This window comes from Microcystis sp. M53602_WE12, from assembly GCF_030065455.1.
In the GTDB taxonomy this organism is placed as follows: Bacteria; Cyanobacteriota; Cyanobacteriia; order Cyanobacteriales; family Microcystaceae; genus Microcystis; species Microcystis aeruginosa.
In genome coordinates this window covers 1-12,233 of the sequence record NZ_JASJFB010000492.1, presented here as the reverse complement: position 1 = coordinate 12,233, position 12,233 = coordinate 1, and the positions used below count along the sequence as shown (strand labels likewise).

General features: G+C 48.9%; 8 protein-coding genes. 1 reads left to right on the top strand and 7 read right to left on the bottom strand.

The genetic code is table 11. From position 1 onward, the window contains the following. The 6 genes from PX482_RS16365 to PX482_RS16340 form a co-directional block, all read right to left on the bottom strand. The coding region (locus PX482_RS16365) for an IS1634 family transposase N-terminal domain-related protein (protein WP_502888565.1) at positions 1–215 on the bottom strand (215 nt) is incomplete at its 3' end. Positions 216–565: 350 nt separating this feature from the next. Further along, positions 566–3,109: an SDR family NAD(P)-dependent oxidoreductase gene (locus PX482_RS16360; protein WP_288122694.1), complete on the bottom strand. Its 2,544-nt coding sequence runs from the start codon at positions 3,107–3,109 to the stop codon at positions 566–568. Beyond that, entirely contained in the window at positions 3,055–8,970 is a 5,916-nt protein-coding gene (locus tag PX482_RS16355; RefSeq protein WP_288122692.1) for a type I polyketide synthase, read from the bottom strand. The genes PX482_RS16360 and PX482_RS16355 overlap by 55 nt, the downstream gene beginning before the upstream one ends. A gap of 20 nt (positions 8,971–8,990) precedes the next feature. Next, the gene (locus tag PX482_RS16350; RefSeq protein ID WP_002762849.1) at positions 8,991–9,944 is read right to left on the bottom strand and encodes a CobW family GTP-binding protein; all 954 of its coding nucleotides are present in this window, start codon (positions 9,942–9,944) and stop codon (positions 8,991–8,993) included. 58 nt (positions 9,945–10,002) lie between these two features. Then, positions 10,003–10,887 (bottom strand): class I SAM-dependent methyltransferase, encoded by an 885-nt coding sequence (locus tag PX482_RS16345; RefSeq protein WP_002762851.1) that lies wholly within the window; start codon positions 10,885–10,887, stop codon positions 10,003–10,005. A gap of 27 nt (positions 10,888–10,914) precedes the next feature. Then, positions 10,915–11,754 (bottom strand): sulfatase-like hydrolase/transferase, encoded by an 840-nt coding sequence (locus PX482_RS16340; RefSeq protein WP_002762853.1) that lies wholly within the window; start codon positions 11,752–11,754, stop codon positions 10,915–10,917. Positions 11,755–11,934: 180 nt separating this feature from the next. On the opposite strand from PX482_RS16340, the gene PX482_RS16335 reads away from it, so the two are divergent. Then, positions 11,935–12,090 carry a hypothetical protein gene (locus PX482_RS16335; protein ID WP_288122691.1) on the top strand — a complete coding sequence of 52 codons (156 nt, stop codon included), beginning with the start codon at positions 11,935–11,937 and terminating at the stop codon, positions 12,088–12,090. Here PX482_RS16335 and PX482_RS16330 read toward each other — a convergent pair. Beyond that, positions 12,024–12,233, bottom strand: a 210-nt coding sequence (locus PX482_RS16330) for a transposase (RefSeq protein WP_288122689.1), incomplete at its 5' end; no start/stop codon positions are given. The genes PX482_RS16335 and PX482_RS16330 overlap by 67 nt on opposite strands.

Below are 12,233 nucleotides of genomic sequence, written 5' to 3'. Positions count from 1 at the left end.
GGAAGACTTCTAATCACTTCAAAATGATTGGGAATGCCTTCAGTCATTGACAGTGTTGCTCCTTTAAGAGCCAGTTTCAGATTGTCGATAATATCATCGGGTAATTTTGAGAGATTGGCCAGGGTTCTTTTTTTGACTTGATCTCCTTCTCGATAGGAATCTGGTCGAAGAACAGCGGGGGGGGAATTACGGTTAGGAACTTTTTCTATGTACATGACCACTATTTTAGCAAATGGAGAGAATTCTTGTCCATTAAGAAATGTTACAAATTACATGGGTACATTAAGAAAAGTTAAGGGGGTGCATCCATTGATGGATAAGGGTTTTCAGCTATTATGGTATATATGTATGGGGGAAGTTCAGCTATACAAGGGCTAGAGCAACTTTTGATTTCAACGACTAGGGTGCGGAATGTGGGTCATAAGCAAAAATTATCACACAAAGTCGAGAAGAGCCATTTCCCTTCATCCTCGATGCTCTATCTGCACTGAATACAATTTAATTTGGTATTACCATAGAAAGCCGTCCTTTTAGGACGGGGTTTTCAACCCAAATTTCCGATAAATCAAGAAGGATTCTCAAGGGACTCCCGCCACTGAACATTCAGGCGATTCAGGGCAGCACTACAGGTACTTTCAAGATTTTCTAGGTAAAAGCGGACTTGACCTTGTTCATCAAAGACAGATGCCTCGTAAACAATCATCTGAGCATCGCTTCTGACAACTCGAAAAGCTACCCGTAGCCTGCCTGTTAGGGGCGAACTACCATAGCGGATGACTCTGCCTAACTTGGAAGGCAAAGCACTACTGTCCTGATAGAGCCGAGACCACACTAAAGCCATTTGTGGGATAGTATCCATAAAGCCTGGGTCGAACAGCCAAGGGGGGACGGCAGTGGAAGAATCTTGCCTTACCCAAGCTGAAGGCTGGCTCGGCTTCACCCAAGCATCAATTCCCTGTTCGTCAACCGCTACAATCTCACTCATCAGTTGAAATCGCTTGCCGTGAAATAGATACTCTAGATAAGCAAATTGAGGATCTAGACTCCTGCCTGATTTGAGCTTGACGGGATGAAGAGAGGGAGGAGCTTCTATCTCTGGGCGCAGAATAACAAGAGCGCGATATAGTGGCATCCTGGTCTCAGGATCTAGGATTTCGGCAGTTACCTGCAAGGTCGTTGCATCCGCGTGACTAGAAGAACGGGCGACGAAGAGAACTTTACGGCTCCCTTCGACGGCCATGGATACTCCCCGCAAGACCCTCAGATCAACGATTTCACAAACTTGCCAGTCGGGCCAGGCAGCTTGGGTAAATTCAGCAATCCATTCCAAGGCCCCGGTTGCCGGCAAAACAGCTTTGCCATCCAAGCAGTGATCTTCAAGATAGGGATCTGCCTCTAGAGAAAAGATGTGTTCCAGAGTCACTTTACTGTCAGGTTGCAGTTGAGGGACAGTAGAAATGAAGGGAAAAGGACGGTTAGCGGGAAGGAGAGCGAGTTTTCCGGCCTCAGCTTCATGGGTTTCCCACGGAGCTTCCCCGGCAATTACTTCTGCTGTTCCCTTATCTCCATAACTCAATTCTTCCTGGAAAAAGCGGCGACCACCGACTAGAGAAATTGGGATTACTCCCCGTTCCCGAAACTGACGCTTCACTTCTTCAGAGGCCATGCCCTTAGTATCCCAGGGTCCCCAATTGATGGCGACTACGCGGGTATTCAACCAGCGCTGGTCAAGCTGCCAGGCCAGACGATTCAAAATTTCATTGGCAGATGCGTAGTCAGATTGCCCACGATTACCGTAGCGACCGGCAACTGAACTGAAGAAAACCAGCCACTTCAAAGACTCTGGACGCAGATAGCGGCTGAGGATCAAGGCACTATCCACTTTCGTATCAAAGACCCGCTCAAAGGAAGCCAGTTCTTTATCGACAATCAATTTGTCCTCAATAATTCCCGCCCCGTGGATGGCAGCATCCAACCGTCCGTAGCGGGAGTAAATGCCTTCAATAACGGCAGCAAAAGCCTGCTCATCCTTCACATCTGCTACTATATACTCCACCTTTGCCCCTGCTTGTCGGAATCGTGCCAAATTAGCCCGAATTTCCCGCTCCCTCAAGATTAACTGGATGTGGCGCTCGATCTCAACGGGGGTGGGCAACTTGCCTTGGGAACGAGCCTGAGCCAGTAGGAATTGACGCAAGCCAGTTACATCTTCAATATGGGCTGTTGCTTCGTTCTCTAGAGGAGCCCGTCCCACCAAAATCATCGTCAGGCCAAAGGAGGCTAAATCGCTGGTTATTTCCGCAGTAATGCCGCGAGCGCCGCCTGTAATTAAAACGACCCAATCAGGAGTGGGTGTAAATTTGGCAACAGTTGATCGGGATGAGAAAGGAGCCAGCTGGGTGCGGAAAGTGGTGCGTTGTCCTTGGGGATAGCCAACTTCGATGCGCCCCCCAGGTAATAACAGTTCTGAGACGAGGCATTCTGCCAGCACCCTTGGGGAAAGGTGGGGATCGAGATCTACTGCCTTGGCATGGAGGTTAGGCCACTCAGCCCCTAGGGTTTTCAACAGCCCGTTGCCACAACCAGCAATTGGCAAACTCGTCCCCCAGTTACCATCCCTGCCAAACTGTCCTCCCAAACAGGAAGCCATCAGAACCCGGCCTGGCTGTTGCCCTTTGCGGAGGTCGTCAGCACACAACTGGAGCAGGGAAAACAAGCTCTTAGCCTGTATTTGCGTATATTGCCGCCACCCAGATAGGGTAGTTGGCTCAGCCGCTTGGCTTAAAGCAGCCAAATGGACAATCCCGGCGATCAGCCCATGTTTTTCCCGTTCCCTGCTGACTGCCTCAGCTAAAGCCTTTGGTGTTTGCAAACTAGCTCGCTCAATCAGTGCTACCGCCAGCCCTCTTTGCCGCAGAGACTCTGCCAAGTAGGGAGCAACGCTAAGTTCGTCTTCAGTAATAAGAAAAAGCCCTTGGGGAAGCGGCCACTGACCGGTAGGTAGGGGGTCTGCCTGTGCTTGCATCAGGTAACGTGGAATCGATTCCCCCTGGGCTAGAACTTTCCCAAGCTTTTTGAGGGTTCCACTGTCCCAGACGGTGAGAGGCATAAGACTTGTTGAACAATGCCGTTCAGGGATTTAACCTTGGTCAAATTTTCCATCTGGGACTGCATACCTTCAGCGACAGCAGCGGGCAAACTTTTCTGTATTGCTCCCAAAATTTCCACTCGCTTGATCGAGTCAATTCCTAGTTCTGCTTCCAAATCCTGATCCAAGCCCAACATATCAATTGGGTAGCCAGTGCGTTCACTGACTAATTGCAAGAGAGTTTTGGTCACACTCTCCCGTTCCAGCAGCACAGAGGGGACAACGGCATCGGCAGCAGTGGGCAGATTGGGAGATGCGGCTGCTGGCTGGGGCTTGAGCACAGGCTCTTGCTGCTCAATTGTGGGACTAACCGATGTGGGACTAACGGATATCTGAGGCGGTGCAGCGGGTCGGGAAGGGGGTGGGGAAATTCGGGGGGGTACTGGCGGCGAAGCAGGGGACAGGTTAGCACTTCCCCCTCCATTGGAGCCAAGGGAAAGTACAGGTTGGGCTGCCGGCAGGCTCCGCTCTGGCATAGCCACCGATCTTGAAGGAGTCATTCCTTCTACCTGACTGGCTTGGAGAAATTGCAGCATTACCTTTTCCTGAAGAGTCAAAAACTGACGCATGGTCTGCTGGTAAGCTTGATAGGCTTGTAAAGCCACCGAGCCAGCAACTGAGGGTTCTTGGCTAGTAGAATAAGTCTGTGGAGTTGCTGGTTGGGAGAGCGGGGGAAAATTTTGTTCAGACATTGTTCGCTGGATTTTGGGTTGCGGATTTGAATTAGTAGGAACTATGGGGTTTAACCCGGTGAGTTGGGAAGGGGAATGGGCATGAGGGGCAGGACTAGGCGGCTTGACTGGCTCAAATCGCTCTATCCCTAAGTCTGGCTTCGCCTCGGTGTTACCGTTTTGCCCTTTTTTGTCTTGTCTGCCTAGGATAGACGTTGCCCAGGACAGGGGGGGGAGCTTGCCGCTATAACTATTGGTAGCTCCTAATGACCTGACACCACCACCGTTAACCAGCCAAGTGGTGGGTGCTAATTGAGAGGGGCTCGTTAGCTCTGCCAGTCGAGATAATTGCAGCTGCTGGACTTGGCGTCCGACAAACAGAGAAAGGAGTTGCACCTCTAGCCCTCTGGTAATTAGAGTCCCTAAGCCCAGCAGAAAGCCTCGCAGTCCTCCCCCTTGCCCATCTAAAGATACGCAAGTATGCTCTTTGTCTCCTAAAATTTGACCGACGAACTTGGTCAGGATGCTTTTTGGACCGACTTCAATAAAGGTGCGAGCGCCAGCTTCATATAAAGCCTGAATTTGACTGACGAACTCTACTGGACGGAGAGCCTGTTGGCTTAACTGGCCACGGATGCCATCGGCATCTGAAGGGTAAGGAAGGGCTGTAGCGTTAGCATAGACAGGAAACTGGGGGGACTCAAAGCAGCCAGAATTTAACTGACGGGTCAACTCTTCCTGAACCTCTGCCAGCAAGGGCGAGTGAAAAGCTCCGGCCACAGGCAGCTTTCTAGCGGTAATGCCGTCCGCGTTCAAACTGTTGATTGCTTGTTCGATCGCTGCTTGTGGTCCGGAAATGACGGACTGAAGGGGAGCATTGTGATTGGCTACCACAACTCCTGGAAAACTGTCAAGATATTGTGCCAATTCCTCGCGGGTGATTTGCACGGCAGCCATAGCTCCCTCAACCCCCTGACAAGCTTGGGACATAATCTGGCCTCTAAGGGCAGAAAGATTGAGAAATTGAGCTTGGGATAGCACACCAGCAGCGTAGAGGGCTGTATATTCGCCATAACTGTGTCCTGCTGCCAAATCTGCCTTAATGCCCAGATTGGCCAGCAAGGCTAGATAGCCCGATTCCACGGCTCCTAGAGCGGGTTGAGCTACTTGAGTCTGTTTAAGCTGTTGTTCATTGCTAATTTCGGCCGCTTCTGAATAGGCACTGGGGGGATAGATATACTGACTCAGCAATTTTGGGAAGTGATGGCCCAGATGGCTGTCGGCAAATTCCAAAGCTTGGCGCATCTCTTGCCGATAGAGAGCAACTTCCCTGGCCATGCCGGGATATTGCGCCCCCTGCCCCGGAAAGAGAAAAGCAGTGAGAGCTTTTGTCCCAGTGGGGGTGTGGCCTTCGGAGAACTGAATCTCAGGGGGCAGGGGACTGGCAGAATCCCCTGCCAGATAACTAAGGGACCGGGCCAAGCTGGCGATTAACTCTGACAAATTACTGGTCACGATGGCTAGGGTTGCTCCCCTGCCTAGGTGGTTTGTCGCTGTTAAAGCGCAACTGTAGGCCAGATCTCCGAGTTGCGGTTTTGCTCCTCCTTGCAAAGCTGTCAGCAGAAACCGCACTTTTGGCAATAATTCTTGGCGATTCTCGGCGGCCAAGATCACCAATTCCCAAGGCCAGTCATCTCCTCCCAGGGCTGGTCTCTGAACTGCTCCCCCATACTCCTCGAGAATGGCATGAAAATTCGTCCCCCCAAAGCCAAAAGCACTGACCCCTCCCCGGCGAGGTTGGTTGGGATTAGTCAGCCAGGGATGATTGTCTTTTAAGAGATAGACCGGGCTTTCTGGATCCACAATCGGGTCTAAGGGGGTGTCAACCCCAAAGTGAGCGGGTAGAACTTGGTGATGTAGGGAGAGGGCTACTTTTATTAGTCCAACGACTCCAGCGGCGCTTTTAGTATGTCCGAGCAAGGTTTTAATGGAGCCAATAGCGCAGGATTTTTGCCCTGCCCCGGAGGCTTGTAGAGAACTGGTAATTGTTTCTAATTCTGCTCGATCGCCGGCCACCGTCCCCGTGCCGTGGGCTTCATAGAGTCCCAGGCTAGCGGGAGAAAATCCCGCTTTTTCGTAAGCTCTCTGTAGCGCTCGCTTTTGTCCTGCCGGCAGGGGAGCAGTTAAACCCAAGGCCTTACCGTCGCTGGAACCAGCGACCGCTTTGATAACTGCATAAATTCGGTCTCCATCCCGTTCCGCATCTGCCAGACGCTTGAGAACAACGATGGCAATACCTTCGCTGATGACAATCCCGTCGGCAGCTTTATCGAAGGAGCGGGGTTGACCTTGGGCAGAGAGGGCATGGGTCTTGCTAAAGCAAAAATAAGCAAAAGGGCTTTGCCCTGTGTCAATGCCCCCTGCAATACAGAGATTGCTTCGTCCCGTTTCCAATTCCGTCACTGCTAGGTCAATAGCAGCCAAGGAAGAAGCACAGGCCGCATCAACAGTGAAGTTAGAGCCTCCACAGTTAAAACGGTTGGCAACCCTGCCAGCTGCCACATTCAACAGTAAACCTGGAAAAGTTTCTTCCGTCCATTCTGGTAGACGATCCCAGATCTGTGGGGAGGGATTTTCAACCACCCTCGGCACTTCTGCTCGCGCTGCATACTGCCCGCCCAGATCTCCTATCCCTCCGCCCGCACCCAAGATGACTGAGGTACGTTCTCGATCGAAATCTCCTCCCCCGTAACCCGCATCTTCTAAGGCTCTTCGCACAGCCTCCAAAGTCAATAGCTGTAGTGGTTCGATGGACTTGAGAGATACGGGAGGAATCCCAAAGCGCAGAGGATCGAAGGGAACCTCATCGATGAAACCACCCCATTTGGAATAGACCTTATCTCGTGTTTGTGGGTCAGCATCGTAGTACAAACGCCAGTCCCAACGGTGAGCGGGAATTTCGCCAATAGCTTTTACCCGGGAGAGGATGTTTTTCCAAAAAGTCTCCGGTGCGTCTGCTTTAGGAACGAGGGTCGCCATGCCAACGATAGCAATATCTGAGGGTGGGGTTGGAGTGGGTACTTTCTTTTCACCTGCTGGAGAAAGAGAAGTCAAGAGTTGGCCGCTGCCTTCAGCTACTTCTTGATGCAAGCTGCTGACACTGATCACTTGATGGCGCATGGTTGCCACCTGACCGATCATGTACATCCCTTCGCTAACCTGTTGCTCTTGGTTGACTGAGACTATTTGCCCTGTCTCATCGCGCCGCAAACCTTTGGTAGCTATGCGTAACCGTCCTAGAGTCAGGTCTTCCAAAACGTTCTTAATTTCTTCGGCAGAACTGCCCCGGGCTGCCATTTGCCGGCGGGTGTCGTAGAATTCGCGGGCAAATGGGGTGACAGCGCAACGGCTGGCATGGCCCGGTCCGGTTTCTAAGTTGATGGTCGATTGGCAACTGAGGGCTTGGGCTTGAAACTCTGGCAGGATTGCTCCACAAGCCACTGCTTCCTCCGTAAAGAGGTAGGCACTGCCCATTAACACGCCAATTTTCATGCCCCTTACTGCCAAAGGAGTGGCCATGGCACTGATCATAGCGGCCGAGAGAGCGTCATGAATCCCACCGGCGAAGATGGCGTGAATTTGCTGCTCTGCTCCAGCTGGTACTTTCTCTAACAGGGTAGCGATCATGCTTTCCCAGAGGACAAAACTGCTCAGTGGCCCCACGTGTCCTCCGCATTCTCGCCCTTCAAAAATAAACCGCCGCGCCCCCTGTTCGAGGAACATTTTCAGGAGTGCTGGCACGGGAACATGGAGGTAGGTGGCAATTCCTTGGGCTTCCAACCTCGCTGCCTGATCTGGCCTGCCCCCGGCAATCAAGGCAAAAGGCGGCTTAATTTTCTGGACTTCTTGCAGTTGTTCTTCCCTAATTGCCTGTGGAACAAAGCCAAGGATGCCAATACCCCAAGGTAGCTCTCCTAGAAGGGCTTGGGTTTTCTGCAACAGTTCCCCGACCTGTTTTCCCCGCATCAGAGCCAAAGCTAAGAGGGGCAGTCCGCCTGAGCGAGCAACTGCATGGGCAAATTCTGCCGTATCGCTGACTCTAGTCATTGGCCCCTGGACAATAGGATATTTGGTGCCGTGGGAAACTGCCAAGGGAGTTTCCGCTTGTAGAGGTTTTAGCTCCTGGGCTGTCTGCACCTGTTCCTGACTGCCCTTGAGCAGGGCTTGCAAAAATTTACCCGTGGTCTGGTAACGCTTGCGAAAATCTGCCGCTAACCCGCTTGCTTGTCCCATTGGCCAAGCTTGAGTAGCAGGATTTTCCCAGCCAATTAGGGAGGTGGCTCGTTGCCGCCAGATCTGGCCAGAAACTGAGGTTTCTTCTTGAATCTCTATCTGTGCTGCCATTTCTTGCAACTTGGCAACGGCAGCAAAACCGGGACGAGACAAGACACGACAAGCCCGCCCCAACCTCTCACCGATGGCGATCGCTTCTTGCCCGTTTAAGTAACGTAAGTATTCCTGCCATTCTCCAGGCAGAGGAGATTCGGGCATCAGCCATAATTGATCGTCTAAGACGACGCCCGCCGCACCGGCAGCCCGACAGGCGGACGCGGTATGAATACCGATTCCTCCTTGCACATAGATGGGCAGGGAGGAGGTTTTCAATAATTTCTGAGTGAGAATAAAAGCGGGATCTTCTCCTACCCAACCGCCACTTTCCTGTCCTTTGGCTACCAATCCAGCTAAGAAAGGAAACAGAGAAGCTAAGAGAGCCAGTTGATTGGCATCGGTTATTTCCAGCAAAATTAGGCGATTTTCCCCAGAAAGAAGCTGTAATTTCTCTCTGAGCGTTTCAGCAGTTGCCTCTTGCCAGCCACTGAGAATCAACCAGTGAGATTCTAGTTCCAGTCTAGCCAAAAGTTGGCCGCTCTGCTCGATCTGTGTTAAGTTCAGTCTCAGTCCGGCTGCTCCAGGAGCATTTTTTAAAGCTAAAACCTGCTCTAGATTACTAATTGCTCGCTCTAGATTTTCTGGTTGACAAAATTCTCGATCGAGTATCCCGATTCCCCCAGCCCGAATGCTGGCGATGGCTAAACCAGGGTGTTCTAGCTCAATGGGACTCAGAGAAAAGCAGTTGAATTTATCCATCATAACCTCTAATTTTGATTAATTTAACCATCTTGACAAGCCTGTAATTGCTGGATGATAGCTGTTTGCTCTTGTTCTAGGTTGCGACCGATAAAAACCGCTTGCGTTGGCATTTTTCCGCAGATATCGGGGGCCACAACCTGAAAATCAAAACGACCGCAAATAAAATTAAACAGACAGGATGTTGCTCTATCATCTAAATTGAGAATTCCTTTGGCACGGTAAACTTTTGGGGAAAGTTCTCCGAGAAATTGCTTGAATTTATCCAAGTTCACCAATCGTTCTGTCTGATAAGAAAAAGAGGAAAAATCTTGATGGCTGTCGCGGAAACCCTGAGCAGATTTGGTTACTTGAGTTTCCAGTAGCTTTGATTGCCTTCTGTAAAGATTAGCTCCTAGGGCGAACAATAATTTGGGATCGATATTGCTGTGAGTAGTTTTAAATAAGGGGGCTCTTTGATTCAATTGACGGAGATGGCTTTCGACTCGCTCAATTTCTAGTTCTGTCACTAAATCTGTCTTATTCAAGATCAGAAAATCTGCCGCCCTTACCTGCTCGTTGAGCACTTCTTCTTCGGCTGCCAACCGCAAAAACTCTGAAGCATCTACTAAGGTGATTACTGAATCGAGGACGACATCGAGATAGTGGAGGCGCTGGATCAGGGGAAAGGGATTTGCCAGTCCAGTGGTTTCTATGACTATTAAATCGGGCTTTATTTGTTCTTGAATTTCCCGAAAGGCGTTGTGTAAAGAGAAGATGTCAACACTACAGCAGACGCAACCACTGTTCAATTCTACTACTTTATCTATATTTTCAAATCCTGATACTACTTTACCATCAATTCCCAAGTCGCCAATTTCATTCATGATAATCGCCACGCGCTTCTCTTGAAAGACTTTTTCCAGGGAATTTCTTAAAAGTGTAGTTTTGCCACTTCCTAAAAAGCCAGCGATTGCGTTGCAAGGTGTTTTAAGCATAAACCAATTTTCATAAATATCTAAGGTTATTAATAGTCAAAAATCACCTCTAGAAAGTTCAGTTTTTCACGGCTACTATCTCCAACCAAAGTCGGGGAATTTCTTTGATTTGTAGATTGTTTAAAGTAACTCCCGCCGCTTCTTGCAAAGCTTCACTAGCTATCTCTACCGGATAGCCACTTAGGGCGACTTCAGCAAACCCTGCATAGGCACCAATGGTTTCCAAACTTTGCTGTGTCAGCATAACAGTACGCTGCTTATCCTGAATAATCTCTAAATGGTGACTATTGAGCAAATCCCGCCATTGAAGTGGAGAGAACCATTCATTGCCGAAAGCTCGATTCCCCTTGCCTCGCTTTCTGCGGATGCCTTCTTGACCAGCTTGCTGCAATTGGAGTAATTTCTCGGAGACAATAGCTAAGGCTTCTTTCATCCATTCAGTATAGACCGATTCTGTTCCCTCGGGATAGGTGCCGATAAAAAAGCAAGAATTAAAGGCAAAAATTCCGCCAGGACGCAAGACTCGACTGATCCTTTGGATTAATTTCTCTTTGTCGGGAAGTAAATGGATGGCATTGCCCATCAGGACGAGATCCATGCTTGCCGGTTCTAAGTCAAAATCATCAGCGCTACCGACTTTTAGCAGCACAGCACTTTGCCCGGATTTTAAAGCTGAATTAAGTGCGTCATGGTCTTGAACGAGCATCTTTTTTTCTTTAAATAATTCCCGCGCAATCTCGAGAGATTCTGTGGAAATATCTATGCCAACAATCCCTACCTCTGGTTTGATTTCTAGGAGCAATTCACTGAGAGTTCCTGTACCGCAAGCAAGATCGAGAACCTGGCTGACATTTTCTAAGGGCAAACTGTGTAGAAATTCTCGGTTTGCTTCTAGGTATTCGGGTTGCAGGGAAAATGGTTCATAAGAAGTAATGACTGGCATATAACAATTCCTTGTCTTGGTTTTATTTTAAATTTTGGGACATAATCCTTCTAAGAAGGGAACTTCAAAGCATTTTTCGTGCATCACGGGACCATGCCCGAAATAACCGTCTTCTCCAAACAATTCTCCATGATCTGCGGTGACAATAATGTGAGTGTTAGAAGGACATTTACTAAATAGCTCACCTAGCAAACCATCGACATATTCGACGCAGCGAATTTGCTGTTTGTGTAGCTGCTCCATTTCTGCTGAATTGAAAAATGACTTTGCTGCTTTTTTTTCTGTCTCGGGTTCAGTTTGCAGCAGATCGTCCATTCTCTTAAAAACTCCATGCACTCCAGATATATGGGGCAGTTCATCCTCTTCCAGCATATAAGGATAGTGGGTTTCTCCTAAGTTAAAAAAGTAAAACCGAGGCTGTTCGTCGGGAAACTCTACTTCCTCAACCATTTTGGCAAATTCATTGTGAGTGGGCATTAGTCGATAGTCATCAAAGTACTTATTAATACTTGTAAATTGGTTGAGAACAGGTAGAGAAACTCGGCCAATAGTTTTATAACCTTGGTTTTTTAAGACTTTCGGTAAGGAGAGTTGGGGAATAAAGGTTTTAAAGGATAAGTCTGGGATTCCTAAGCGATCTACCCATTTAGCAAATTCCTGTTTATAAACTTCCGAGGCAAACACACCCCGAGGACTTTTGTGAGGAACCATGCCCATCAACATAGCATAGTGGGAAGGGGATGTCCAGGAAGCGTAGCTATAGCGGCGTTCAGCCTTGCCCAGCCGATCCATATTGGGAGTTGATGCCGCAGAGTAGCTGTCATGACGGCAGCTATCCATAACAATATAGATGAGATGCTTAATCATGTGTATCTATATACAAAATGTTCCCCACCAATGTAGTTGAAAAATCCTGCAATGTCAAGAGATAACGGTTACGCTTAATCTTAGGGTAAGCCTAACCTATTTGGCTCTTCAGTTTGTGTTATGCAATGGACGAGGGTTATAAGGGATGGAACCCTTATATAGAAAGGCATTTAGCGATTTTTGTCAATTGTTTTTTATCTAGAGCGAACTAATCAATTAAGCCTCTTCCCAGATAAGGATTTAGGCTCTTCGTTACCCTTTATGCTAAATCAACAGACAAGATGCCAAGACAACATACTTCTAACCCAAAAATTCCGAAAGTTTCTCAAGCCATAGCCTCTCCGTTTTATTAGTTTAAGTTTATTGTTGATTCCCTCCACCACCCCATTCGTTCTCCTTCGCTCAAAATAACTAATGATTTCTCCGAACCAGTTTCGTATTGTTTGACAACTCTTGGTAAAAACACTGGAGGATTTTGC

Bases quoted from the DNA above. Each gene is read 5' to 3' on its own strand.
- PX482_RS16350 (WP_002762849.1), bottom strand. From the start codon at position 9,944: ATGCTTAAAACACCTTGCAACGCAATCGCTGGCTTTTTAGGAAGTGGC.
- PX482_RS16345 (WP_002762851.1), bottom strand. From the start codon at position 10,887: ATGCCAGTCATTACTTCTTATGAACCATTTTCCCTGCAACCCGAATAC.
- PX482_RS16340 (WP_002762853.1), bottom strand. From the start codon at position 11,754: ATGATTAAGCATCTCATCTATATTGTTATGGATAGCTGCCGTCATGAC.
- PX482_RS16360 (WP_288122694.1), bottom strand. From the start codon at position 3,109: ATGCCTCTCACCGTCTGGGACAGTGGAACCCTCAAAAAGCTTGGGAAA.
- PX482_RS16355 (WP_288122692.1), bottom strand. From the start codon at position 8,970: ATGATGGATAAATTCAACTGCTTTTCTCTGAGTCCCATTGAGCTAGAA.